General features: G+C 72.0%; 18 protein-coding genes. 12 read left to right on the forward strand and 6 right to left on the reverse strand.

Annotated features, from left to right (window positions below; all coding sequences use genetic code 11):
* Nucleotides 1–5: 5 nt before the first annotated feature.
* Nucleotides 6–2,762, reverse strand: a complete 2,757-nt coding sequence (locus tag OG782_RS25030) for a lysylphosphatidylglycerol synthase domain-containing protein (RefSeq protein ID WP_406454541.1) — start codon at nt 2,760–2,762, stop codon at nt 6–8.
* 221 nt (nt 2,763–2,983) lie between these two features.
* Between OG782_RS25030 and OG782_RS25035 the strand changes: the two genes are divergently transcribed.
* The gene (locus OG782_RS25035; protein ID WP_406459265.1) at nt 2,984–3,400 is read left to right on the forward strand and encodes an MGMT family protein; all 417 of its coding nucleotides are present in this window, start codon (nt 2,984–2,986) and stop codon (nt 3,398–3,400) included.
* A gap of 294 nt (nt 3,401–3,694) precedes the next feature.
* On the forward strand, nt 3,695–7,327 hold the full coding sequence (locus OG782_RS25040; protein WP_406454543.1) for an ATP-dependent helicase: 3,633 nt from the start codon (nt 3,695–3,697) through the stop codon (nt 7,325–7,327).
* Nucleotides 7,328–7,344: 17 nt separating this feature from the next.
* Here OG782_RS25040 and OG782_RS25045 read toward each other — a convergent pair whose 3' ends face one another.
* Nucleotides 7,345–8,250, reverse strand: coding sequence for an SAM-dependent methyltransferase (locus OG782_RS25045; protein ID WP_406454544.1), 906 nt, complete (start codon nt 8,248–8,250; stop codon nt 7,345–7,347).
* Nucleotides 8,251–8,423: 173 nt separating this feature from the next.
* On the opposite strand from OG782_RS25045, the gene OG782_RS25050 reads away from it, so the two are divergent.
* From OG782_RS25050 to nudC, 3 genes are read left to right on the forward strand one after another with little or no spacing between them, the layout of a single operon-like run.
* Complete coding sequence (locus OG782_RS25050) at nt 8,424–11,963, forward strand: UvrD-helicase domain-containing protein (RefSeq protein ID WP_406454546.1); 3,540 nt, start codon at nt 8,424–8,426, stop codon at nt 11,961–11,963.
* Between the two features lie 10 nt (nt 11,964–11,973).
* On the forward strand, nt 11,974–13,368 hold the full coding sequence (locus OG782_RS25055) for a dipeptidase (RefSeq protein ID WP_406454548.1): 1,395 nt from the start codon (nt 11,974–11,976) through the stop codon (nt 13,366–13,368).
* Between the two features lie 44 nt (nt 13,369–13,412).
* The gene (gene nudC / locus OG782_RS25060; RefSeq protein ID WP_406454550.1) at nt 13,413–14,357 is read left to right on the forward strand and encodes an NAD(+) diphosphatase; all 945 of its coding nucleotides are present in this window, start codon (nt 13,413–13,415) and stop codon (nt 14,355–14,357) included.
* An 18-nt stretch (nt 14,358–14,375) separates the two neighbouring features.
* Here nudC and OG782_RS25065 read toward each other — a convergent pair whose 3' ends face one another.
* Both OG782_RS25065 and OG782_RS25070 read right to left on the reverse strand, forming a co-directional pair.
* The gene (locus tag OG782_RS25065; protein ID WP_406454552.1) at nt 14,376–15,188 is read right to left on the reverse strand and encodes a phosphotransferase; all 813 of its coding nucleotides are present in this window, start codon (nt 15,186–15,188) and stop codon (nt 14,376–14,378) included.
* A 158-nt stretch (nt 15,189–15,346) separates the two neighbouring features.
* Nucleotides 15,347–15,589: a mycoredoxin gene (locus OG782_RS25070; protein ID WP_406454554.1), complete on the reverse strand. Its 243-nt coding sequence runs from the start codon at nt 15,587–15,589 to the stop codon at nt 15,347–15,349.
* A 245-nt stretch (nt 15,590–15,834) separates the two neighbouring features.
* Between OG782_RS25070 and OG782_RS25075 the strand changes: the two genes are divergently transcribed.
* From OG782_RS25075 to OG782_RS25095, 5 genes are all read left to right on the forward strand, one after another.
* Nucleotides 15,835–18,024 (forward strand): ATP-dependent DNA helicase UvrD2, encoded by a 2,190-nt coding sequence (locus OG782_RS25075; RefSeq protein WP_406454556.1) that lies wholly within the window; start codon nt 15,835–15,837, stop codon nt 18,022–18,024.
* Between the two features lie 166 nt (nt 18,025–18,190).
* Nucleotides 18,191–18,526 carry a hypothetical protein gene (locus OG782_RS25080; protein ID WP_406454558.1) on the forward strand — a complete coding sequence of 112 codons (336 nt, stop codon included), beginning with the start codon at nt 18,191–18,193 and terminating at the stop codon, nt 18,524–18,526.
* A 173-nt stretch (nt 18,527–18,699) separates the two neighbouring features.
* A complete protein-coding gene (locus OG782_RS25085; RefSeq protein ID WP_030915514.1) occupies nt 18,700–19,068 on the forward strand; it encodes a WhiB family transcriptional regulator in 369 nt (122 codons plus the stop codon).
* Nucleotides 19,069–19,100: 32 nt separating this feature from the next.
* Entirely contained in the window at nt 19,101–19,424 is a 324-nt protein-coding gene (locus OG782_RS25090; protein WP_406459267.1) for a hypothetical protein, read from the forward strand.
* Nucleotides 19,425–19,754: 330 nt separating this feature from the next.
* On the forward strand, nt 19,755–19,958 hold the full coding sequence (locus OG782_RS25095) for a hypothetical protein (protein WP_406454560.1): 204 nt from the start codon (nt 19,755–19,757) through the stop codon (nt 19,956–19,958).
* A gap of 136 nt (nt 19,959–20,094) precedes the next feature.
* Here the strand turns inward: OG782_RS25095 and OG782_RS25100 are convergent, their stop codons facing one another.
* Together OG782_RS25100 and OG782_RS25105 are read right to left on the reverse strand one after the other, a co-directional pair.
* Nucleotides 20,095–21,552: an ABC1 kinase family protein gene (locus tag OG782_RS25100; RefSeq protein ID WP_406454562.1), complete on the reverse strand. Its 1,458-nt coding sequence runs from the start codon at nt 21,550–21,552 to the stop codon at nt 20,095–20,097.
* A gap of 41 nt (nt 21,553–21,593) precedes the next feature.
* A complete protein-coding gene (locus OG782_RS25105; RefSeq protein ID WP_406454564.1) occupies nt 21,594–22,739 on the reverse strand; it encodes a ThiF family adenylyltransferase in 1,146 nt (381 codons plus the stop codon).
* A gap of 186 nt (nt 22,740–22,925) precedes the next feature.
* Between OG782_RS25105 and OG782_RS25110 the strand changes: the two genes are divergently transcribed.
* Nucleotides 22,926–23,549 carry a M48 family metallopeptidase gene (locus OG782_RS25110; protein WP_406454566.1) on the forward strand — a complete coding sequence of 208 codons (624 nt, stop codon included), beginning with the start codon at nt 22,926–22,928 and terminating at the stop codon, nt 23,547–23,549.
* Nucleotides 23,550–23,656: 107 nt separating this feature from the next.
* The gene (locus tag OG782_RS25115; protein ID WP_406454568.1) at nt 23,657–25,285 is read left to right on the forward strand and encodes a TerD family protein; all 1,629 of its coding nucleotides are present in this window, start codon (nt 23,657–23,659) and stop codon (nt 25,283–25,285) included.
* The last annotated feature ends 5 nt before the right edge of the window (nt 25,286–25,290 follow it).

The following is a 25,290-nucleotide window of genomic DNA, read 5'->3' on the forward strand; positions in this document are numbered from 1 at the left end:
CCGCGCTACAGCTCGCCCTTGCGCGTCAGATGGTTGAAGCAGAGCCAGCCCGGAAGGACCGGCAGCCACAGCGTCATCAGCCGGAACAGCAGGACCGCGGGCGCCGCGACCTCCTTGGGCAGGCCGACCGCGATCAGACCCAGCGTCAGCGCACCCTCCACCGCACCCATACCGCCCGGGGTCGGGGCCGCCGACCCCAGCGCGTTGCCGGCGAGGAAGACCACCGCGATGCTCGCGTAACTGAGATGCGGCACGTCCGGACCGCTGAACGCCCGGACCGACGCGTCCAGGCACATCACGAACAGGCCCGTCAGCAGCAGCATCCCGCCGATGCCGGTGAGCAGCTTCTGCGGCCGCTGGACGACATCGAGCATGCGCGGCACGACGCCGGCGAACAGCGACCGCACCCGGGTCACGACGAACTTCCGCAGGAACGGGATCGCCGTCACCACCAGCACCAGCACGGCGACCGTCAGCAGCCCCGCGATCACGGTCCTGGACGGAGTGAGCGAGGACGGCGTCTTCTCCGTACCGGTCAGATAGCCGAAGGCGCCGAGCAGCAGGATGTGGCAGCCGAGGCCGAACAGCTGCGAGGCGCCGACGCTCGCGACCGCGAGCCCCGGGCGGACTCCGGAGCGCTGGAGGAAGCGGGTGTTCAGGGCGACCCCGCCCACCGCGGCCGGGGCCACGATCTTCACGAACGATCCGGCGACCTGGGCCAGCACCGTCTTGCCGAACGGCACCCGCTCGGGCACGAAGCCCAGCAGGCTCATGGCGGCCGCGATGTAGCTGAGCGCCGAGAAGCCGAGCGCGGCCGCCACCCAGCCCCACTCCGCCTGCTCGACCACCGCACCGAAGTCGGCCTCGGTGACCTGCGAGATCAGGAAGTACGCGGCGATGGCGCCGGCGATGAAGCTGAACAGCGTGCGCGGCTTGATGCGCTCCAGACGGACCGGCTCGACCGGGGCCTGCGGCCGGATCAGCAGCACCTCCCGGCGGATCTGGGTGAGCAGATCCTCCTCGCGGGCCTCGTCCAGCGCGTCGTCCATGGCCCGCTTCTCGGCCTGCTTCTCGGTACGCAGCGACTTGCGGGCGGCCTTGCGCCCGGCGTCCCGGGAGAGCTCCGCGTCATGGGCGCGAGCCCGCTTGGCCGCGTCCGACGCGTCCAGCACGGCCTCGCGCTCGCGCTGCGAGCGCTCACGGGCGAGCCTGCGCAGCTGCGCCCGGGTGGAGCGGCTGAGCGCGATCGGCTGGAGCAGCGGCAGACAGTCCGCGACGGCGTCCGGGCCGAGCACCGCCAGCGCGGCCGCCACGGCGCGCTCGGCGCCCACCCGCAGACCGGTGGTGGTGAGCAGCTGGGCGATGTCCATCCGCAGGACCAGATCACCGGCCGCGATCTCGCCGCCGCGCAGATCCGTGACGAACACCTTGCCAAAACGATCCACCAGGATGGCGTCACCGGTGAGCCTGCGGTGCGCGATCCGCCGCGACTGGAGCGCCTTCACCTGACGCCAGGCACCGCGCACCAGGTCGTCGGTGATCTCGCTGTCTTCCAGCGCGTCCAGTGAACGTCCGCCGATGTGCTCGTACACCAGCATCACGGCGTCGGGACCGAGCTCGGAGGTGGCGATCAGCTTGGGGGCGTTGGCCCCGGCGGCGATCGCCGCGTACGCGAGCAGCGCCTCCTGCTCCAGCGCCTGGCGCAGCGACTGGATGGAGCGCCGCTGGGTGATGCCGCGCAGGGTGAGCCTGCGCCACACCCGGTAGAAGAAGCCCTGGGCCTGTTGCTCGCGGTCGACGACCGTGACATCGAGGGGTGGCCCGTCCTCCAGCGACACCAGATAGCGGCGCCCGCGGTCGCTCTGGTCGCCGGAGTCGGGGGAGTCCTCCGCGCGCATCGCGGTGACCGGGCGGAAGCCGACGTGGCGCAGACCGGCCATCAGGTGCTGGCCGGTCGGCCGGACGTTCGGCGAGCCGACCGCGTACAGCGTGCCGTACGCCACCGTCCAGCCGATGAGCACCGTGAGGATGATCGAGAACGGGGTCGTGTAGCCGCCCACCAGCATGGCGAAGGCGTCGAGCAGCAGCACCACCCACAGCACGACCCGCCAGCGCGGCCGTCTCGCCATCCCGACCGCCGTCATATAGGCGATCACCGGAGCGAGGTAGCCGTGCACGGGATCGGTGAGCGCGTCACCGGGAGCCGGCTGGGTCAGGGCGTCCTGAATGGTGCCGGGGGCGGACTTGGCGACCCACAGGTCCGTGGCGAGCGTCACCCCGTGCGCCAGTACGGCCGCCAGGACCCCGTCCGCGATCCGCAGCCCGTCGCGCTTGATCAGCCGCTCGATGGCGAAGGCCACCGGGACGAGCAGCACGGCGATGCTGGAGACCAGTCCGGCGATCTTGATGAGCAGATCGGGCGCCTGGCCGGTGCCCTTGCTGATGTCCTGTTCGAGGCCGGTCGTCGTGCCGTGGGCGAAGGCGGCGACGAAGAAGAGCACGACGACGGCCAGGACCCCGATGAGGAGCCGCAGCAGGTCGGAGGGGCGGTGCACCCGGGCAGGGAGGAGGGGTTCGTCACCCGAGACGCGGTCGGTCAGTGTCTCTTCGCAGGTCGAGAGCGTCGAGCCGGCCAGGCGCCCGGAGGCGTTCTCCTGGTCGGGGCCCGGCTCCTGCCGGTCCTTGTCCGGGCGCTGTTCCTGCCGGTCCTTGTCCGGGCTGGGCTCCGCATCAGAGGCGTCGGCCGCCTTCGGTGGCTGCACGCCCTGCTCCTTCGTCGCCTCTGATTGGTCTTCGTGTTCTCGTATCACCGGTCACCGCCCGCATGATGGTGGCACGGCCGGCGGACGGACGGAGGCATCAGGGTGTGATGCGGGGGCGCGCGATGCGCAAGATACGCCCCATTCCCGTCGGCCGCACACTCCTTCTGCGGACGGGCCCGGAGCAGCCGGGACTGTCGGTGGCGTACGGCAGGATGGGCCGGATGAGCGAACACCCGACGAGCGACGCGTTGCCGGAGTACGCGGAGCGCGTGCTCGACGTCGCCGAACTGATCCCGCCCGGCCGCGTCATGACTTACGGAGACATCGCGGAGTGGCTGGGGGACGGCGGCCCGCGCCAGGTCGGCCGGGTCATGGCGCTGTACGGGGGAGCGGTGCCCTGGTGGCGCGTGGTGCGGGCCGACGGCGGGCTGCTGCCCGGCCACGAGCTGCGTGCGCTGGATCACTACCGCGAGGAGGGCACCCCGCTGCGCGAGGCCTCGCGGAGCGCGGACGGCCACCTTCCGCGTCTCGACATGAGACGTGCGCGGTGGGACGGCGTGCCCGAAGGACCGGCGGGCGAGGCGAAGGGCGGTCCGGGGGCGGACAGCGGCGACGGCGGGGGAGCGGCTCACACCTGACAGCTTCGGCCATCCGGGGGCACATCCGGTGGAGCCGGGTCCGTACGGCGTACAGGAAGCGTGACGCGGGGGCGGCACGGGTGCGGTGGATCTCGCTGTGAGCGCGGCGCGTGCGGGGCGTGCGGCGAGTGCGGGGCCCGCCGCGGCCGCGCAACGTGACGATCCACGCAGTCGTCCCGCCGCATTCGGGGCCTTCGCCGGAGTAGCGTCTTCAGTTCGCGGCAGACGCCGCACCTCCACTCCCCGTACGTCTGCATTCACTCCCCGTACACCCACCAGGACCGGCGATCCCACGTGAGCTCCTCCTCCATCACCCGGCACAGTCCCCACCGTCACGCACGGCAGGGGACCACGGGTGCGTACCGGCTGGTGCGTACCCTGCCGGGTTCCGTGGATCCCCCTCTCCTGGACGCAGCGCAACGTGCGGTGGTTGATCACCCCGGCGGCCCGCTGCTGGTGCTCGCGGGACCCGGAACCGGGAAGACGACCACCCTCGTCGAAGCGGTCGCCGCCCGCATCGCACGGGGCGCCGACCCGGCCCGCATCCTGGTCCTCACCTTCAGCCGCAAGGCGGCCGTCGAGCTGCGCGACCGGATGGCCGCCCGGCTCGGTGCCGTGCGCGGACCGCAGGCCACCACGTTCCACTCCTTCTGTTACGCCCTGGTCCGCGCCCATCAGGACGCCGACCTCTTCGCCGATCCGCTGCGGCTGCTCTCCGGACCGGAGCAGGACGTCACCGTCCGCGATCTGCTGGCCGGCCAGCTCGACCTGGAGAAGCAGGGGCGCGCCCACATCCGCTGGCCGGACGAGCTGCGGGCCTGCCTGACGACGCGCGGCTTCGCGGACGAGGTGCGCGCGGTGCTCGCCCGCAGCCGTGAGCTGGGCCTCGGACCGGACGCCCTGGCCGATTTCGCCCGGCGCACCGGCCGGCCCGACTGGGGCGCCGCCGCCGAGTTCCTCGCCGAGTACCTCGACGTGCTGGACGCCCAGGGGGTGCTGGACTACGCGGAACTGGTCCACCGCGCGGTGCTCCTCGCGGAGCGCCCGGAGGTGTCGGCGCTGCTGGCCGGGGACTACGACACCGTGTTCGTCGACGAGTACCAGGACACCGACCCGGCCCAGGTACGGCTGCTGCACGCGCTGGCCGGCAACCGGGGGAGCACCCCGGGGGGCGGCGGGGGGCGCAACCTCATCGCGTTCGGCGACCCGGACCAGTCGATCTACGCCTTCCGGGGCGCCGATGTGAACGGCATCCTCGACTTTCCCGAGGTGTTCCGGCGTGCGGACGACGCCCCGGCCCCGGTCGGCGTGCTCACCACCTCGCGGCGCTCCGGCGAAGGGCTGCTGGCCGCCACCCGGCTGCTCACCCGCCGGATGCCGCTCACCCGGCTGCCGTCGGCGAAGGTCCGAGCGCACCGGGAGCTCGGCGCGGTGCGCGAGGGCGGCGCCGTCGAGACGTACACCTACCCGACCGCGTCCACCGAGCTCGACAACATCGCCGACCTGCTGCGCCGGGCGCACCTGGAGGACGGGGTGCCGTGGCACGAGATGGCGGTACTGGTCCGCGCCGGCGGCCGTACGATCCCCGCGATGCGCCGGGCCCTGACCTCGGCGGGCGTCCCGCTGGAGGTCGACGGCGACGACCTGCCCCTGCGGCACGAGCCGGCGGTGGCCCCGCTCCTGACCGCCCTGCGCACGGTGGCCACGGCGGCCCTGCGCCGGAGCGCGGACGCGGGTCCGGGGGCCCGGGCTCCTGAGGCGGACGTGGACGCGGACGCGGAGGCGGAGGTTCCTGAGGCGGACGTGGACGCGGACGCGGAGGCGGAGGCGGAGGTTCCTGAGGCGGACGTGGACGCGGAGGCGGAGGCGGAGGTTCCTGAGGCGGACGTGGACGCGGAGGCGGAGGCGGAGGTTCCTGAGGCGGACGTGGATGCGGATGCAGAGGCGGAGGTTCCTGAGGCGGACGTGGATGCGGATGCAGAGGCGGAGGCAGAGGCGGAAGCCGGGGCAGGGGCCGGGGCCGGGGCGGAATCCGAGGCCCCCGCCCCCGCGTCCTGGCTGGACACCGAGACCGCTCTGGCCCTCCTCACCTCCCCCCTCGGCTCCATGGACGCGGCCGACCTGCGGCGGCTCGGCCGGGCCCTGCGCGACGAGGAGCGCGCCGCCGGCAACCGGGTGCCCGCGCCCTCCGGCGAACTGCTGGCCCGCGCGCTCGCCGAACCGGAGCGGCTCGTGGCGCACGATCCGGCGTACGCCCGCGGCGCCCAGCGCCTCGGCGCGCTGCTGCGCAAGGCGCGCGAGCTCCTCGAAGGCGGCGGCACCGCCGAGGAGGCGCTGTGGGCGCTGTGGTCCGGCACGCCCTGGCCGGGCAGGCTGGAGCGCGCCGCCCTGCGCGGCGGCGCGGGCGGCCGCAACGCCGACCGTGACCTCGATGCCGTCTGCGCCCTGTTCGACACCGCGGCCCGCGCCGAGGAGCGCACCGGCGGCCGGGGCGCGCTCAACTTCCTGGAGGAGGTCGACGCCCAGGACATCGCCGCGGACACCCTCTCCCGGCGCTCCGTGCGGCCCGACGCCGTACGGCTGATGACCGCCCACCGGTCCAAGGGCCTGGAGTGGCGGCTGGTCGTCGTCGCCGGAGTGCAGGAGGGCCTCTGGCCCGACCTGCGCCGGCGCGGTTCACTGCTCGAGGCGGACCGGATCGGCCGCGACGGTCTCGCCGAACCCCTCACGCCCGGCGCTCTCCTCGCCGAGGAACGGCGGCTCTTCTACGTGGCGGCGACCCGCGCCCGCGAACGCCTGGTCGTCACCGCGGTCAAGGCCCCCGCCGACGACGGCGACCAGCCGTCCCGCTTCCTCGCCGAGCTGGGCGTCGAGCCCCGCGATGTCACCGGCCGCCCGCGCCGGCCCCTCGCCGTCGCCGCCCTCGTCGCCGAGCTGCGCGCCACCACCGTCGACCCGGCCGCATCCGACGCCCTGCGCGAGGAGGCCGCCCACCGCCTCGCCCGCCTCGCCGCGCTCACCGACGACGAGGGGCAGCCGCTCGTACCGTCCGCCCACCCGTACCGCTGGTGGGGCCTGTACGAGCCGACCCGTTCGGCCGTCCCGCTGCGCGACCGGGACGATCCCGTCGCCCTCTCCGGCAGCGCCCTCGACCAGCTCGCCAACACCTGCGCGCTCCAGTGGTTCCTGGGGCGCGAGGTGAAGGCCGACGCGCCAGCGACCGCGGCCCAGGGCTTCGGCAACGTCGTCCACGTCCTGGCCGACGAGGTGGCCTCCGGCCGTACACCAGCCGATCTCGCCGTCCTCATGGAACGGCTCGACTCGGTCTGGGACGGGCTCGTCTTCGACGCACCCTGGAAATCGCGGCAGGAGAAGGAACAGGCGCGCATCGCCCTCGAACGCTTCCTGCGCTGGCACGTCATGGACCGCACCGGCCGCACCCCGGCCGCCAGCGAGCACGACTTCGACGTGACGCTGGAGGCGGGGGAGTACGAGGTACGCATCCGCGGCTCCATGGACCGAGTCGAACAGGACGCCGAGGGCCGGGCCTACGTCGTCGACTTCAAGACCGGCAAGCAGTCCCCGACGAAGGACGAGGTCGCCCGCCACCCCCAGCTCGCCGTGTACCAGCTGGCCGTCCGGGAAGGCGCGGTCGACGAGGTCTTCGACGGCCGGCGTCCCGAGTCCGGCGGCGCCGAACTCGTACAGCTGCGCCAGCCCGCCCCGAAGAAGGAGGGCGGCGACGCCGTTCCCAAGGTGCAGGCCCAGGAGCCGCCCGAGACCGAATGGGTCTCCGATCTGCTGGCGACCGCGGCGGGCCGTGTCCTGGACGAACGGTTCACCCCCACGACCGGCCAGCACTGCACCCACTGCACCTTCAGGGCCTCGTGCAGCGCGCAGCCGGAGGGACGGCACGTCCTGGAGTGAGCCGCCCGCCGGCGCTTTCAGTGCTTGCGGGCCATCACTCCGTACACACTGATGTCCGCGTCGGTGACGTCGTTGATGTCCCGGTAGCGCGTCCGGTCCACCTCGTCCAGACCGGCCACGAAATCCGGGTCGGGATCGGCGGCCTCGGCCAGATCGATGACCTGCTCCGGACGCCAGCGGTGCACCGGGACCACTCCGGGGTCGAGCATCTCCAGACCGTTGTCGGTCACGAACCGCTCCACCTGCGCCCGCGTGCGGCGGACCATCGCGAAGCCGCGCTCCTTGAACGCCTTCGTCACCTCACCGACCTGGGCGGGGTTGAGATCCGAACTGACGTTGCTCAGTACGAGGCAGCTGCCGGGGGCGAGTGCGTCGACGAGCTGCTTCACGACGGGGTAGGCCTCGTCGTCCTCGATGAAGTGCAGGACGGCGGCCAGGACGAGAGCGACGGGCCGGTCGAGGTCGAGGGTGCGGCGGGCGGCCTCGAGGATCCTGGCGGGGTCGCGCAGGTCCGCCTCGATGTAGTCGGTACGGCCTTCCGGGCCGCTGGTGAGCAGGGCCTGGGCGTGGACGAGGACGACCGGGTCGTTGTCGACGTACAGGACCCTCGCGTCGGGGGCGACGGCCTGCGCGATCTGGTGCACGTTCTGCTGGGTCGGCAGCCCCGTGCCGACATCCAGGAACTGCCGGATCCCGTCCTTCGCGGCGGCGGTCACCGCCCGCCGCATGAAGTCCCGGTTGTGGCGCACGGTGAGGTAGCCGCGCGGATTCGCGGCCAGGGCCATGGCCGCTGCCTCACGGTCGGCCGGGTAGTTGTCCTTGCCGCCGAGGAAGACGTCGTAGACCCGCGCCGGGTGCGCCTTCGTCGTGTCGATGCGCTTCCTGAGCCCAGTGGCGTCAGGGGCGGGTGCGTCGGCGCTCATATGACCGTCCTCATAAGGCTGTTGATGCGACAAGCAGTCAATCTAGACGTTCCCGCACGGCTTACGGGCACTACCGCCCGGATGCTGATGGCCCTGGGGCGTCGCACCCGCCGGGGCTGTGGCCCCGCTCACGGCTTCGCGGGTTGTCGGTGCGGCCGGTTAGCCTCTGTGGAGTGTCCCCTCGTATCACCGATCCCGAGCAGCTCAAGGAGCTTCTCGGGATCCCCTTCACCCCGGAGCAGATGGCGTGCATCACCGCGCCGCCCGCCCCGCAGGTGATCGTGGCCGGAGCCGGTTCGGGGAAGACCACGGTGATGGCGGCCCGCGTGGTGTGGCTGGTCGGGACCGGCCGGGTCGCCCCCGAGCAGGTCCTCGGGCTCACCTTCACCAACAAGGCGGCCGGCGAGCTCGCCGAGCGCGTCCGCAAGGCCCTGATCGCCGCCGGGGTCACCGACCCGGATGCCATCGACCCCGACAACCCCCCGGGCGAACCCGGCATCTCCACGTACCACGCGTTCGCCGGGCGGCTCCTGACCGAGCACGGGCTGCGGATAGGGCTCGAACCCACCACCCGGCTCCTCGCCGACGCCACCCGCTACCAGCTCGCCGCCCGCGTGCTGCGCGAAGCACCCGGCCCCTACCCCGCCCTGACCAGGTCGTTCCCCACCCTGGTCAGCGACCTGCTGGCCCTCGACGCCGAGCTGGCCGAACACCTCGTGGAACCCGGCCTGCTCGCGGAGTACGACACGGAACTGCTCCGCACCCTGGAGAGCGCCAAGCTCAGCAACGCCGAACTGCGCAAGATCCCCGAGACCGCCGGGGCCCGCCGCGAACTGCTCTCCCTGACCCGTCGCTACCGGGAGGCCAAGCGGAGCCGCGATCTGCTCGACTTCGGCGACCAGATCGCCCTCTCCGCCCGGCTCGCCCTCACCCGCCCCGAGGTCGGTGCGATCCTGCGCGAGGAGTACCGGGTCGTCCTGCTCGACGAGTACCAGGACACCTCCGTCGCCCAGCGCCTCCTGCTCTCCGCCCTCTTCGGCAGCGGCCCCGACGGCGCCGCGTCCGGCCACGCCGTCACCGCCGTCGGCGATCCGTGCCAGGCCATCTACGGCTGGCGCGGCGCCTCCGTCGCCAACCTCGACGACTTCCCGAGCCACTTCCCGCACGCCGACGGCACCCCGGCCACCCGCTACTCCCTCAGCGAGAACCGGCGCAGCGGCGGCCGCCTGCTCCACCTGGCCAACGGCCTCGCCGCACCCCTGCGCGCCATGCACGAGGGCGTCGAAGCCCTGCGCCCCGCCCCGGGCGCCGAGCGCGACGGCCTCGTGCGCTGCGCCCTGCTGCGCACGCACAGCGAGGAGACCGACTGGCTCGCCGACTCGATCGCCCACCTCGTACGGACCGGGAAGGCGCCCGGTGAGATCGCCGTGCTGTGCCGCACGGCCGGGGACTTCCCGGAGATCCAGGCCGCGCTCGTCGCCCGCGACATTCCGGTCGAGGTCGTCGGCCTCTCCGGGCTGCTGCACCTGCCCGAGGTCGCCGACCTCGTCGCCGTCTGCGAAGTCCTCCAGGACCCGGGGGCCAACGCCTCCCTGGTCCGGCTGCTCACCGGTCCCCGCTGGCGGATCGGCCCCCGCGACCTGGCGCTGCTCGGCCGCCGGGCCCGTCTGCTCGTCCACCGCGCCGCCCACGGCGACGACGAGGACTTCGACCCCGACCGCCGGCTCGCCGACGCCGTCGAGGGAGTGGACCCGGCCGAGGTGATCTCGCTGGCCGACGCGCTGGACACCTTCCTCGGCTCCGGCGGCGAACAGGACGACCGCCTTCCGTTCTCCGCCGAGGCCCGCGTCCGCTTCGCCCGCCTCGCCACCGAGCTGCGCGACCTGCGCCGCTCGCTCTCCGACCCGCTGATGGACGTGCTGCACCGGGTCCTGGCCACCACCGGCCTCGAGGTCGAGCTGTCCGCGTCCCCGCAGGCCCTGGCCGCCCGCCGGCGCGAGACCCTCGCCAACTTCCTCGACGTCGCGGCCCGCTTCGCCTCCGTCGACGGGGAGGCCACCCTGCTCGCCTTCCTCGGCTTCCTGCGCACCGCCGCGCAGTACGAGAAGGGCCTGGACAACGCGCTGCCCGGCGGCGAGAACACCGTCAAGGTCCTCACCGCCCACAAGTCCAAGGGCCTGGAATGGGACGTCGTCGCGGTGCCAGGCCTGGTCACCGGCCAGTTCCCCAGCGGCCAGTCCCGGGACGCCTGGACCTCCCAGTCCAAGGTCCTTCCGCACGCCCTGCGCGGCGACACGGCCACCCTGCCCGTCCTCCACTCCTTCGACGCCAAGGGGCTCAAGGGCTTCAAGGAGGAGATGAAGGAGCACCAGCACACCGAGGAGCTCCGCCTCGGCTACGTCACCTTCACCCGCCCCCGCACCCTGCTGCTCGGCTCCGGTCACTGGTGGGGCCCGACCCAGAAGAAGCCGCGCGGCCCGTCCGCCTTCCTGCACGCGCTGTACGAGCACTGCGAGGCCGGTCACGGCGAGATCGAGGCGTGGGCGGACGAGCCGGCCGAGGACGAGGAGAACCCGGCCCTGGCCGAGGCCGCGGCCGACCACGCCTGGCCGCTCCCGCTCGACGACACCGCGATGACCCGCCGCCGGGCCGCCGCCGAAACGGTGATGGCCCACCTGGAGGCCCTGGCCACGAGGGGCCCGCTGACGGAGACGCACGGGGCGCCGGAGCCGTGGTCCGAGCGGGACGACGTGTTCCTCCCCGACGAGGAGCCGTCGTCCGAGCGGGACGACGCGTTCCGCCCGGACGAGGAGGCGTTCCCCGAGGACGACCCTTTCCCGGACGACGAGCCGTTCCCCGAGGACGACCCTTTCCCGGACGACGAGCCGTTCCCCGAGGACGACCCGTTCCTGGACGACGACGGCTTCCCCTTCCCCGACGGCGGTCCGCCTCCCGTACCCCCGACCCCGCACGTCCCGGCGGCCCGCGCCCCCGAGCGGCTGCCTTCCCGGCTCACGCCCGAGGAGTCCCGCACCCTCGCGTCCTGGGACCGCGACCTCGACGCCCTCGCCGGGGAGCTGCGCCGCGCCCGGGCCACCGTGCGCGACGTCCTCGTACCCGCCTCGCTCTCCGCCACCCAGCTGCTGCGCCTCGCCGACGACCCCGACGGCTTCGCCCAGGAACTGGCCCGTCCCATGCCCCGCCCCCCGCAGCCCGCCGCCCGCCGTGGAACCCGCTTCCACGCCTGGGTCGAGTCGCGCTTCGAGGAGCTGCCGCTGCCCATGCTCGGCCCCGACGAGCTCCCCGGCGGCGACGAGAGCGACGCCGACATCGCCGACGAACGCGATCTCGCCGAGCTCAAGGAGGCCTTCGAGCGCACCGAGTACGCCCGTCGCACCCCCTACCGCGTGGAGACGCCCTTCCAGATCACCCTGGCCGGCCGGGTGATCCGGGGCCGTATCGACGCGGTGTACCGCACCGGGGACACGTACGAGATCGTCGACTGGAAGACCAGCCGCACCAACACCGCCGACCCCCTCCAGCTGGCCGTCTACCGCCTGGCCTGGGCCGAACTGCACGGCCTCGCGCTCACCGACGTCACGGCCACCTTCCTCTTCGTACGCAGCGGCGAGAGCGTCCGCCCGGCCCGCCTCCCGGGCCGTCCGGAGCTGGAGAAGATCCTCCTGGACGAGCCACCTCCCACGGACGGATAAGCTGAAGGTCATGAGCGACACCCCGGACAACGCCGTCCGTACGTACACCGAGCAGCACCGCGCAGCCTTCCTCGACGACCTCGCCGAGTGGCTGCGCATCCCGTCCGTATCCGCACAGCCGGAGCACGACGGGGACGTACGGCGCAGTGCCGGCTGGCTGTGCGCCAAGCTGAAGGAGACCGGCTTCCCGGTCAGCGAGATCTGGGAGACGGACGGCGCGCCCGCCGTGTTCGCCGAGTGGCCCTCCGACGACCCGGACGCCCCCACGGTCCTCGTGTACGGGCACCACGACGTGCAGCCCGCCGCCCGCGAGGACGGCTGGGACACCGACCCGTTCGAGCCGGTGATCCGCGACGGCCGCATGTACGGGCGCGGCGCGGCCGACGACAAGGGTCAGGTGTTCTTCCACACCCTCGGCGTCCGGGCCCACCTCGCCACCACCGGCCGCACCAGCCCCGCGGTCCACCTCAAGCTTCTGGTCGAGGGCGAGGAGGAGTCCGGCTCCCCGCACTTCCGCGCCCTGGTCGAGCGGCAGGCCGGCCGCCTCACCGCGGACGCCGTGATCGTCTCCGACACCGGCATGTGGGACGAGACGACGCCGACCGTCTGCACCGGAATGCGCGGCCTCGCCGAGTGCGAGATCGAGCTGCACGGACCGGCGCAGGACATCCACTCCGGTTCGTTCGGCGGCGCCGTACCGAACCCCGCGACCGCCGTCGCCCGCCTCGTCGCGGACCTCCACGACGCCGACGGCCGGGTCACCGTCCCCGGTTTCTACGACGGTGTGGCCGAGCTCACCGACACCGAACGCGCCCTCTTCGCCGAGCTGCCGTTCGACGAGGCCACCTGGCTGCGCACCGCCAAGTCGCAGGCCGCGTCCGGCGAGACGGGCTACTCCACGCTGGAGCGCATCTGGGCCCGCCCCACCGCCGAGGTCAACGGCATCGGCGGCGGCTACCAGGGCGCAGGCAGCAAGACGATCATCCCGTCCTCGGCCCGGGTGAAGCTCAGCTTCCGCCTGGTCGCGGGCCAGGACCCGGACCACGTCCAGCAGGCCGTGCAGGCCTGGGCCGAGGACCGGATCCCGGCCGGGATCCGCCACCGGATCACCTTCCTCCCCGCCACCCGGCCCTGCCTCACGCCGCTGGACCACCCCGCTCTGCAGGCCGTGGCCCGCGCCATGGGACGGGCCTTCGGCCAGAAGATCCTCTTCACCCGCGAAGGAGGCTCGGGACCCGCCGCCGATCTGCAGGACGTCCTCGGCGCACCCGTCCTCTTCCTCGGCATCTCCGTACCGTCCGACGGCTGGCACGCCCCCAACGAGAAGGTCGAACTCGACCTGCTGTTCAAGGGCGTGGAGACCACCGCTCATCTCTGGGGCGAACTGGCAGCCGCACTCCGCTGAATCCTCTGAACACCCGATCCATCCCGGGGGAGTAGGAAGCACCTGTGAGCACCTTCGACAACGCCACCTCGGACCGGCCCATCGGTCTGACCGCGCCGAGCGGCATCGACCGCGCCGCGCACCACCGCCTCGACGAGGCCTGGCTGTCCGCTGCGTGGAGCCACCCGACGACCAGGGTCTTCGTCGTCTCCGGCGGACAGGCGCTGATCGACGACACCGCCGACGGCACCGAACTCGTGATGACCCCCGCCTTCGAGGCGCCGGTCACCGAGACCCACCGCTACTTCCTCGGCACCGATGACGACGGCGTCAGCTACTTCGCCCTCCAGAAGGACTCGCTGCCGGGCCGCATGGACCAGTCGGCGCGCCCGGCGGGCCTGCGCGAGGCGGGCCTGCTCCTCGGCGCCCGCGACGCGGGACTGATGGCGCACGCGGTGGCGCTGGAGAACTGGCAGCGGCTGCACCGCTTCTGCTCGCGCTGCGGCGAGCGCACGGTGATCGCGGCAGCCGGCCACATCCGCCGCTGCCAGGCGTGCGGCGCGGAGCACTACCCGCGCACCGACCCTGCGGTCATCATGCTCGTCACCGACGACCAGGACCGCGCCCTGCTGGGCCGCCAGGTCCACTGGCCCGAGGGCCGGTTCTCCACGCTGGCCGGTTTCGTCGAGCCGGGCGAATCGATCGAGCAGTCCGTGGCCCGCGAGGTGTTCGAGGAGGCGGGCATCACGGTCGGCGAGGTCGAGTACATCGCCAGCCAGCCGTGGCCCTTCCCCTCCAGCCTGATGCTCGGCTTCATGGCACGGGCCACCACGTTCGAGATCAACGTCGACGGCGAGGAGATCGAGGAGGCCCGCTGGTTCTCCCGCGAGGAGCTGACGGCCGCCTTCGAATCGGGCGAGATCCTGCCGCCGTTCGGCATCTCGATCGCGGCCCGCCTGATCGAGATCTGGTACGGGAAGCCGCTCCCCAAGCCGGTCCGGGCGGGCTGACCGGGCGGGGCCGCCGGGTCAGTCGAGCAGCGCGACCGTGAACGTCTCACGATGGGCGGCCAGCCAGGCCCGCATACGGTCCCAGCGCTGCCACCCGCCACGCTCGGCCAGCACGCGCACGTAGACGGGATCACCGTCGGCCACGCGGCGGGCGACGAACGCCCGGCAGATCTCCGTGGCCAGCTCGATCACGCCGGGCAACTCGCCGCGCTCCTGCGGCGAGAGGCCGTAGCCGTCGGCGAGGATCCGCAGCCGTGCGGGCGCGTCCAGCCCGGCGGGATAGATGGCAGCCGCGGATTCCGGATCGAGCATGGGCACCCAGTAGCGGGCAGCCATGGCGACGTCCCAGAGCGGACGTCCGGGAGCCGCCAGGTCGAAATCGATCAGGGCGGCGGCACGACCGTCGCGGAAAACGACGTTGTCCGGGCAGACGTCGTTGTGGCACACCATCGTTCCTCCCTCCGGGTCGGCGAGGTCCTGGGGCCACTCGACGTCCGGGCCGGCCCCGATGCCCGCGGCGGTCTCGTGCAGGCGGCGCAGCAGGACCCCCACCGATCGGAGTGCCGTCGCCGTCAGCACCCAGGACGGGTACGGCGGCAGCGCCACGTCACCGGGAACGAAGGTCAGCCGCTCACGACCGTCGGCGGTGAGACCCACAGGAGTCGGAGCCGCGTCGAATCCGGACTCCTTCAACGCGAGGAGATGGGCATGGAGGGCGCGTGCGTGGTGCGGCGCCGGACGTTCCACCCACGCACCCCGGCGGAAGACCGCCCCCGCGTTCGCCATGCCTCCGGCCAGCGCCTCGCCGGCCGTCTCGTCCTCGGTCGTCATGCCGGTCACGCTATCGCCGGGCCGGCCCCGTGCGGGCGGACATGCGTACAACGTGGCCACCCGGCGGGTGGGGCGAGCGGGTTCGGCCCCGCGCGGGCGGACATGCGAAGACCCCCGATCCGGCGCCGGGCCGGTCGGGGGTCGTGTGCATCAGTGGGTCAGACGCCCAGCGCCTGCTTCACCTGGGCGAGGCTCGGGTTCGTCAGGGTCGAGCCATTGGGGAAGAGCACGGTCGGGACCGTCTGGTTTCCGCCATTCGCCTTCTCGACGAAGGCCGCCGACTCCGGGTCCTGCTCGATGTTGATCTCGGTGTACGCGATGCCCTCGCGGTCCATCTGGCCCTTGAGCCGACGGCAGTAGCCGCACCACGTGGTGCTGTACATCGTCACAGTGCCCGGCATGTCTTCGCGCTCCTTTTGGTCTCATCGGTCGTCCCGGCATTCCCGCCACATCCCGTTTCGGTCTCTTCCGTCACACGGAGAAGCGGGGATGTGCGTTGCCGCACTGAAGGGGAACGTACGTGACCTGGCCACCATTCCCGGACCCGCCCCTGATTAGCCGGACCCGCCCCTGATTAGTACGACGGACAGGGCAGCCCTGTGGACAACTTCCCCGTCCGCCCCTTTCGACCTGGCAGCATGGCGGGGTGACATCAGCAACGCATTCCACCCTCTTCCCGCAGGTCCCCGACTCCGCCGACGCCGTCCTCGACGGGCTCGACCCCGAGCAGCGCGAGGTCGCCGTGGCCCTCCAGGGCCCGGTGTGCGTGCTGGCCGGAGCCGGTACGGGCAAGACGCGGGCCATCACGCACCGCATCGCCTACGGGGTGCGCGCGGGGATACTCCAGCCGACGAGTGTGCTTGCCGTCACGTTCACCAACCGGGCCGCCGGAGAGATGCGCGGACGGCTCCGGCAACTGGGAGCGGGCGGGGTGCAGGCGCGGACCTTCCACTCCGCGGCGCTGCGCCAGCTCCAGTACTTCTGGCCGAAAGCAGTCGGTGGCGAGCTGCCCAGGCTGCTGGAGCGCAAGGTCCAGCTCGTGGCCGAGGCGGCGGCCCGCTGCGGCATCCGGCTCGACCGCAACGAGCTGCGGGACGTCACGAGCGAGATCGAGTGGGCCAAGGTCACCCAGACCGTGCCCGCCGACTATCCGGCCGTGGTCGCCAAGTCCCAGCGGGACGCCCCGCGCGATCCCGCCGAGATCTCCCAGGTCTACGCGATGTACGAGCAGCTGAAGCGCGACCGCACGGTGATCGACTTCGAGGACGTGCTGCTCCTCACCGTCGGCATCCTTCAGGACCGCCACGACATCGCCGACCACGTGCGCCGCCAGTACCAGCACTTCGTCGTCGACGAGTACCAGGACGTCAGCCCGCTCCAGCAGCGCCTGCTCGACCTGTGGCTCGGCGACCGGGACAACCTCTGCGTCGTCGGTGACGCCAGCCAGACGATCTACTCCTTCACCGGGGCCACCCCCGACCACCTGCTGAATTTCCGCACCCGCCACCCCCGGGCGACCGTGGTCAAACTCGTCCGGGACTACCGCTCCACGCCCCAGGTCGTCCTCCTTGCCAACGGACTGCTCGCCCAGGCCAGTGGCCGGGCCGCCGAGCACCGGCTCGAACTGGTCTCGCAGCGCGAGCGCGGCCCCGAGCCCGCCTACCTGGAGTACGCGGACGAGCCCGCCGAGGCCGAGGGCACCGCCCGCCGCATCCGTGACCTGATCGCCGCGGGCGTTCCGGCCGGTGAGATCGCCGTGCTCTACCGGGTCAACTCGCAGTCCGAGGTCTACGAGCAGGCCCTCGCCGACGCGGGTGTGCCGTACCAGCTCAGGGGTGCGGAGCGGTTCTTCGAACGCGCAGAGGTACGGGAAGCGGGCGTCGCCCTGCGCGGCGCGGCGAGGGCCGGGGGCAACGACTCCCTGCTGGACGAGGCGGAGGGGCTGCCCGCCGAAGTGCGCGCGGTGCTCTCCACCAAGGGCTGGAACAGCGAGCCGCCCGCCGGGTCCGGCGCCGTGCGCGACCGCTGGGAGTCCCTGGCCGCTCTCGTCAGGCTCGCCGAGGACTTCGAACAGGCCCGGCCGGGCGCGACCCTCTCCGACCTGGTGGCCGAACTGGACGAGCGGGCGGCCGCCCAGCACGCGCCCACGGTCCAGGGCGTGACGCTGGCCTCGCTGCACTCCGCGAAGGGCCTGGAGTGGGACGCCGTGTTCCTGGTCGGGCTGACCGAGGGCATGATGCCGATCACCTACGCCAAGACGGACGAGCAGATCGAGGAGGAGCGCCGGCTGCTGTACGTCGGCGTCACCCGCGCCCGTTTCCACCTCTCGCTGTCGTGGTCGCTGGCCCGTTCGCCCGGCGGCCGGGCAGGCCGCCGCCCGAGCCGGTTCCTGAACGGGCTGCGCCCCGGTTCGGCGGCGCTCGGCGGCCGGGCCGCGGCAGGTGGCGGCGGCGGTATCGAGCGCCCGGCCCCGGCCCGGCGGAAGCGACGCGGGCCCGCGCTGTGCAGGGTCTGCGGCAAGACGCTCACCGATGCCGGTGAGATGAAGCTGATGCGCTGCGACGACTGCCCGTCGGACATGGACGAGGCGCTGTACGAGCGGCTGCGCGACTGGCGCGCGGCCGCCGCGCAGGAGATCGGCCAGCCCACCTACTGCGTGTTCACCGACAAGACGCTGATGGCCATCGCGGAGGCCGTGCCCGCCGGCGAGGGCGAACTGGCGGGAATCTCCGGGGTCGGCGCGCGGAAGCTGGGCAGGTTCGGCGCCGCAGTTCTGGACATCTGCGCAGGTGGGGACGGGGTCGAGGGGCTCGCGGAGCCCGACGAGGAGATGTGAGAAAAACTCGTCGAAAAAATAGTTTGCGCCCGCCCCAGTCGTCACCATAGGTTCTTAACCACGGGAACAGCGACTTCTCTGAAGCCCTGATCCTGTGCTGTACTTATTCCGAATACGCAGGACCGGCCTGGCCGGTCCCCCGAGACGCCGAGAGGAGGCGATTGAAGTGATCAGCATCATCGAGACCAACAAAATGACCGATCTCTCGGTCGTCTCCGCCTGCTCGCTCGGCCTCGCCTGCTCTTCGGATTCCTCGCTGCGTGGCACCGGTATGTCCGGCATTTCCGCCGTCAGCCCGCTGTCCCTGGCAAGCCTTCCCGTGCGGGAGCGCAATGAGCGACCGACCCAGGCACCGGCAGCAGCAGTAGCGAAGGGACAGGCCAAGGCCTATGCCTTTGCGGCCGTCGGTGCGGGAGCGGAAGCCGGAGCCAAGAAGCAGACGACGCACCACCACACGATGTGGGCCTTCCGTGGGCCTGAACCCTGGAGTGATCCAGCCTGATCGACGATCAGGCCGGCGCCTTCAGGGCCGCGGAACCCCACTCGGGATCCGCGGCCCTTTTGTTTTGTCCGAACGGACGAGACAGCACGAAGGAGCCTCGGGACAAGCAGTACCTGGTACCAGCCGCCCCCCGGCCAACAGGCCGGAAACGACCAGACGAGGACACCACCACCGTGCAACTCGAAGCGCACGCCCCGTCCGTACCGCCTTCCGAAACGATCCCCCCGCCCGGCCTCACGGAGGACTCCACCTTGATCCCGCTCACTGCGCTCACCGCGCTCGACGACGCCATCGAGAACCTCGGCGTACCCGTCCCCTGCCGCTCCTACGACCCGGAGGTCTTCTTCGCCGAGTCGCCGGCCGACGTCGAGTACGCCAAGTCGCTCTGCCGCACCTGTCCGCTCGTCGAGGCCTGCCTCGCCGGCGCCAAGGAGCGCCGCGAGCCGTGGGGCGTCTGGGGCGGCGAGCTCTTCATCCAGGGCGTCGTCGTTGCTCGCAAGCGTCCGCGTGGCCGTCCGCGCAAGAACCCGGTCGCGGCGTGATCGCCGAACTGGGGGTCACGGCCCCCAAACCCATGAAGCGCATCGGAACCATCGACCGTCCCCAGACCCATGACCCCCGAAACCAGGCACCAATGACCATCCCCACGAGAGAGCCCGTCGGCTCCGCGACGCCGGACGTCACCATCATCGGCGCGAACGACTCGCGTCAGAACAGGACCCGTGAAATGCAACTCATCCCAGAAGCCCTGGCTCGTGCGCATATGCACGACCGCCTGCGGGAAGCCGATGCGGAGCGTCAGGCCGTGCGCCTGATCGCCGCGCGGCGGATGCAGCGCAGGGCCGAGCGAGCTTCGATGCGCGCCCGCCGTGCGCTGGCCATGGCGGTCATGCACTGAACCGAGCAGGACCGGACACCCGGCAGTGTCCGCACACCGCAGGAATCCGCTGAGGGGCAGCCGCTCTCTGCTCCCCGGCAAGCAGTACCCACGTCACCACCCCTACCGCGGGGCCGGTCCACTCGGACCGGCCCCGCGGTCGTGCGGTGGGCGGCCCGCGCGGGAGCGGCTCGTGCGGGAGTGGCTTGTACGGGAGCGGCTCGTGCGGGAGCGGCTTGTGCGGGAGTGGCTTGTACCGGAGCGGCTTGTACCGGAGCGGCTTGTGTTACGTGTGTGTGCCGTGCAGCGCCGCGCCGTGCCGGATCCCCGCAGCGGAGTTATCGTCACGAGGTGGACGAGGAGACTCATCGCCCCGGAACAGCAGGCACCCAGGGCATCGTGTGCGCCCTGTGCGGAACCCGCTCCGGGAGCGACAGCGCACCGCCGACCTGGATCTTCGCCGTGGAGAACGGCAGCCGCCGCTACTTCTGTGACGACTGCTCCCGCACCCACATCAGGGCCATCGAGGGCCGCCTCGACTCCGCCTGGTGGTGACGGCCGCGCCGAACAACACCGTCGGCAGCGGTCCGGGCGACTAGCTTCTCCCTCCCCGGCCGGGCGAATGCCACCGCAGTCCCCGGCTGGGCGAATGGCTTCCCCGTCCGCGGCCGGGTGTCCGGCCGGGGAGCGGCTACTTGATGTCCGCAGGGGCCGCGGCGCTGTCCACGGTCTCGTCCTCCGCCTCCATCTCGTACACCGCCTGCCCGTCCTCGGCCCACGACGTTTCCTCCTGCTCTTCCGCCTCCTCCAGCGGCAGGAACCCCGGAAGCCAGGACTCGAGTTCCTCGCGCAGCCGGACCGTCGCCCCGAGCTGGCACAGCACCCCGATCGTGCTCAGCGTCACCCGGTGTATCAGCAGGTAGGAGGGCGGCAGATTCAGCTGCTTGCCCAGCTGATGGGCGGGGGAGCGCGGGTCCGCTATCCGGGCCGCCTGATTGCGCATCCAGCTCCGGCTGAAGGTGAACTCCTCCACCTCGGCCGGTTCGATGATCGGGAGGAGATAGTCGAGCACCGCGTCCGGCGCGAGGTCGATCGACTCCTTGACGAACCCCTCCTCGCGCAGCAGCTCGTACACCGCGTCCGCATCGCCCTGCAGCGTCAGCCGCAGGGAGTCCCCGATGGTCTGCGGAAGGCCGCCCGGCAGCCGGTCCACTGTGCCGAAGTCAAGGACGCCGAGCCGCCATTGAGCTTCCCCGGCGTCCTCGTCACCGTCCGGGGGCAGCAGCCGGAAATTGCCCGGGTGGGGGTCCGCGTGCAGCAGACCGGTGCGTGCGGGGCCCGAGAACAGGAACCGGGCCAGCAGCTGACCGGCCCGGTCCCGCTGCCCGGCCGTTCCGCCGGTGATCACATCGGCCAGCGGTACACCGTCGATCCACTCGGTGACCAGGACCTGGTCGCTCTGGTGGACCACACCGGGGACCACGACGTCGGGATCGTCCGCGAACTCCTCGGCGTGTTCCCGCTGGGACTGCGCCTCCTGCTCGTAGTCCAGCTCCTCCGACACCCGGTCGCGCAGCTCCGTGATGAGGGGCTTGATGTCCATCCCGGGAATCAGCGGGCCGAGCAGCCGGGCGAACCGGCTGAGCTGGGTCAGATCCGAGAGCAGGGCCTCCCCGGCACCCGGGTACTGCACCTTCACCGCCACGTCGCGGCCGTCGTGCCACACCGCCCGGTGCACCTGCCCGATCGAGGCGGCGGCGGACGGCTTGTCCTCGAACGTGAGGAACAGCTCCTGCCAGTTCTCGCCCAGCCGGTCCGCGAGCACCGCGTGCACCGTGGCGCTCGGCATGGGCGGGGCGGCCTCCTGGAGTTTGGTGAGGGCCGCACGGTAGGGGCCGGCGACCTCCTCCGGCAGGGCGGACTCGAAGACGGACAGGGCCTGCCCGAGCTTCATTGCCCCGCCCTTCAGCTCGCCCAGGACCTTGAAGAGCTGGTCGGCGGTGCGCTGCTGGACCTCGCGGGCGACCAGTTCCGCGGATTTCCCGCCGATGCGCTTTCCCAGCCCCCAGGTGGCGCGGCCGGCGAACCCCAAAGGCAGCGCGGCCAGCTTGGCGGTTCGGGTGACCGCCTTCCGGGGAAGATCAGACATATGCCCCTCCAAATCCCAGACTGCCGCGCTGCGTGCGGCGGTTACCCGGCCATTGTGTCGTGCGCCGTGCCGGCCCCGGAGGTGCGCACCCCCTCAGTGTGCCCAGCCGCTCCACAGGAACAGTCGAGGTGCGCGCCGATCCGCTCGGACCTCCAGTCCAACAGCGGTAGTGCGGCCTCCGCCCGGGCCCCGGTGCTGGCGGGCAGCTCTCCGTCGAGGAAGGCCAGCGCATGGGCCGCCGCGAGACCCGCCACCGCCGTGGCCAGCCCCAGATCGCAGGCCTGCACGGCGTTGCGTCGCCCGGACTGCCACTGAGCCAGCATCCGCGGCCACTGCGGGTCCCGGTCCCGCCGGTTGAGGTCCAGGCATCCCGCACAGGCCGTGCCGCCCGGCAGCACCAGGGGCCCGACGAAGCCCGTGGCCTCGATCACACCGGCGTAGAGATGGGGTGTGCCCGAATTGATCCAGGGGTCGGCCGTGCCTGGATCGGGGACGTAGCCGGAGAAGCCGTCGCGCGGGGCGACCACGATCAGGGACAGGCCCGGTTCCGCGACGACCGCACCGCCCGCCGCCCCGGGTGCGCGTGGCGCCGGACCCGGCGCCGAGCGGCGTACCAGTTGCCGGGCTGCCGAGTCCCGGCGTTCTCCCACGGCAGTGGCGGGCAGGCCGCCCGGTGATACGTCGCGGAGCTCGGTGCATCCGCCGTCCAGGACCTCGACCCGGCCCACGCCGGATCCCGAGAGCACCGCCGCGACGGCCGCGCCGACCCGGCCGGCTCCCCGCACCTGAACGCGCATGGACCGACGGGCCGCCAGTCGGCGCATCCCCGCACCGGGCTCGGGATGGACGACGGAGAGCGACGCCAGGTCGGGCCGCTGACGCTCCAGGATGTCCGACCGGCTGCGCAGGGCGTCGGCTTCCGGGCCGCCGGCCCGTACGTCGTCGACCAGCCCGGCGTCCGTCAATCGCGTCACGAGCGTGTCTACTTGATGGTCATTCAGATCCAGCGTTCTGGCTTCTTCGCGCAGCAGGGACATCCCACGTGTCCCGTCGAGCAGTTCCATGAAACAGCCCGTCGCGATATCCATCGGGCCGACCTTCACCGCGTGTGCGGGCGTCACTCCGAATTGCACGGTGCCGCGGCCGCGCCATGCGCGGCGCAGTGCGGGCTTCAACATCGGATGCACGGCTTCCCCCGGTCTGTGTGGCTGTGTGAGATCCGTTGCCAGAATGCAGCGAGCCGCGGAAGCGTGCGAAAAGTTATCCACAGGCGTGGGTATTAGTCGTTCAAATGGTGCATGCCGTGGGGTGGATCATGTGTGAACCGTCCCTGAGGCGGGACTTCTCCCACGGGCAGCAGGTAACGTCGTGCCGTGCCCGCCGACCCGTCACCCGGCTTCGCCGGGGAGACTTCCGCGCGCGGCGCCGGAACCCACCGGCGCAGTGCGGCAGACCATCCGCCCCGTGCCTCGGCGACGAGCGCGGTCGAGGTCCGCAGGAGCACCCGGCGCAGCAGAACGGTCTCCGCGTACCGGGAGGGCGACCGCACCATCGTGCTGATTCCCGCCCGGATGTCCGAGGCCGAGGAGCAGCGCTGGGTGAGTGTGATGCTCGACAAACTCGCCGCCCAGGAGAACAAACGCATCCTCGGTGACGCCGAACTCGCCGAGCGCGCGGAGCGGTTGTCCGCGCAGTACTTCGATGGACGGGCCAGGCCCGTCTCGGTGCGGTGGGTGACCAATCAGAACACCCGGTGGGGCTCCTGTACGCCGGCCGAGGGCAGCATCCGCCTGTCGCACCGGCTGCAGGGCATGCCGGAGTACGTCGTCGACTACGTGCTCGTCCACGAGCTGGCGCATCTCCTGGTGCCCGGGCACGGCCCGCGGTTCTGGCGGCTCCTCGACGCCTACCCCCGTACCGAACGGGCCCGCGGCTATCTCGAAGGGGTGGTGGCGGCAGACCGGCTGCCGCACCTGCCGGCCGCACGCGGCGAGTGACGTTCGGTGACTCTGTACCGGGTCTGTACCGGCTTCGCTCAATGCCGGAGTTTGCGGTTAGCCTGACGCGACGCATTCACCTTCCGGATGGGGGACGGTCGTTACGCATGGCCAGGGAATTCCAACGCGGCCACAAGGCCAAGATCAGCGATCTCACGCCGGGGACGGACCTGTACGTAGGTGTGCAGATTGCCGGCCCGGGACTGACCTTTGACATCAGCTGCTTCGGCCTCGATGCCAATGAGCAGCTCTCCGACGACCGTTATTTCATCTTCTTCAATCAGCCCAAATCGCCCGAGGAGTCCATTCGGCTCCTTGGCGCTCAGGCAGGTGACACGGAGTCCTTCCGCGTCACGGTGGACCGTATTCCGGCGAACATCCACAAGCTGTCGTTCACCGCGACGCTGGACGGCGCCGGACAGATGTCGCAGGTCGGCCCCGGGTACATCCGGATCGTCGCGGGCGGCGAGGAAGTCGTCAGGTACGCGTTCACGGGCTCGGAGTTCACCACCGAGCGTGCGGTGATGCTGGGTGACTTCTACCTGAAGGACGTATGGCGGTTCGCCGCTGTGGGCCAGGGCTTCGACGGCGGGCTCGACGCGCTGCTGAAGAACTTCGGCGGCGAGGTCGCGGAGGAGACCCCCGCCGCACCGCAGCCGCAGTCCGCCGCTCCGTCGTTCGCCCCGCCGGCCCAGGCGTCGGCGCCCGCTCCGTCGTTCGGAGCCCCGGCCGCGCCGCAGGCCCCGCAGATCCCGCAGCCCGCGCCGTCCTTCGGCGCACCGGCCGCGCAGGCCCCGGTGCCCACGCCGCAGCAGCAGATGCACGCCGCGCCGACCATAGCGGCGCCGATGGTTCCGCAGGGCGGCACCGTGCCTCCGCCGCCCGCGCCGGCTCCGTACGGACAGCCGGGGCAGCAGCCCCAGTTCGGACAGCCGGGCCAGCCGCCGCAGCAGCCGCAGTTCGGACAGATCCCGGGACAGGCGCCCGGCCCGTACGGACAGCCGGCGCCCAGTCCGTATGGACAGCAGCCTCCCGGCATGCAGCCCGGCATGCCGCAAGGGGTTCCGCAGGCCGGGGCCGGTCTTCAGGCCGCGCTCCAGCCGTACAAGGAAACGGCCACCGGCCAGCGCTGGACCCCGCAGAACCAGCAGCTCATGCGGGTCGACCTCACCATGGGCGGAAGCGGAGTGCTGGCCCGGCAGGGCAGCATGGTGATGTACCAGGGCAAGGTCGACTTCAGCTACAAGGGCGCGGGTTTCGCGGGCCGGATGGTCGGCAACGCCACCGGTCAGGAAATGCAGCTGATGCGCTGTACCGGCCGGGGACAGGTCTTCCTCGCCGAGGACGCCTCCCATCTGCACGCCATCGAACTCCAGGGCGACGGCATCTGCGTCTCGGCGGAGAGCGTCCTCGCCTTCGACGAGTCGCTTCAGCACGAGGTCCGGCGGATCGAGGGCCACGGCATTCCCGGCGGCGCCCTGTTCACCATGCAGTTCCAGGGCACCGGCACCGTCGTGGTCAAGACCCACGGCGTCCCGGTCGTCCTGCCGGTCACCCCGACCACCTTCGCCGACTGCAACGCCGTCGTGGCGTGGTCGGCCGCGTCCCAGGTGATCATCTCCAGCCAGGTCCGGCTGCGCCGCAACGCCTACCCCGGACACAGCGGCGAGACCGTGAACCTCCAGTTCCGGGGCGCACCCGGCAACTTCATCGTCGTCCAGCCCTACGAGGTCTGAGGGAG

Origin of the sequence: Streptomyces sp. NBC_00876 (assembly GCF_045207435.1) — a bacterium.
Lineage (GTDB): Bacteria > Actinomycetota > Actinomycetes > Streptomycetales > Streptomycetaceae > Streptomyces.

Excerpts from the sequence above, each read along its gene's own strand:
- OG782_RS25035 (WP_406459265.1), top strand. The coding sequence starts at position 2,984 with ATGAGCGAACACCCGACGAGCGACGCGTTGCCGGAGTACGCGGAGCGC.
- OG782_RS25045 (WP_406454544.1), bottom strand. The coding sequence starts at position 8,250 with ATGAGCGCCGACGCACCCGCCCCTGACGCCACTGGGCTCAGGAAGCGC.
- OG782_RS25055 (WP_406454548.1), top strand. The coding sequence starts at position 11,974 with ATGAGCGACACCCCGGACAACGCCGTCCGTACGTACACCGAGCAGCAC.
- OG782_RS25065 (WP_406454552.1), bottom strand. The coding sequence starts at position 15,188 with ATGACGACCGAGGACGAGACGGCCGGCGAGGCGCTGGCCGGAGGCATG.
- OG782_RS25070 (WP_406454554.1), bottom strand. The coding sequence starts at position 15,589 with ATGCCGGGCACTGTGACGATGTACAGCACCACGTGGTGCGGCTACTGC.
- OG782_RS25090 (WP_406459267.1), top strand. The coding sequence starts at position 19,101 with ATGAAGCGCATCGGAACCATCGACCGTCCCCAGACCCATGACCCCCGA.
- OG782_RS25100 (WP_406454562.1), bottom strand. The coding sequence starts at position 21,552 with ATGTCTGATCTTCCCCGGAAGGCGGTCACCCGAACCGCCAAGCTGGCC.
- OG782_RS25115 (WP_406454568.1), top strand. The coding sequence starts at position 23,657 with ATGGCCAGGGAATTCCAACGCGGCCACAAGGCCAAGATCAGCGATCTC.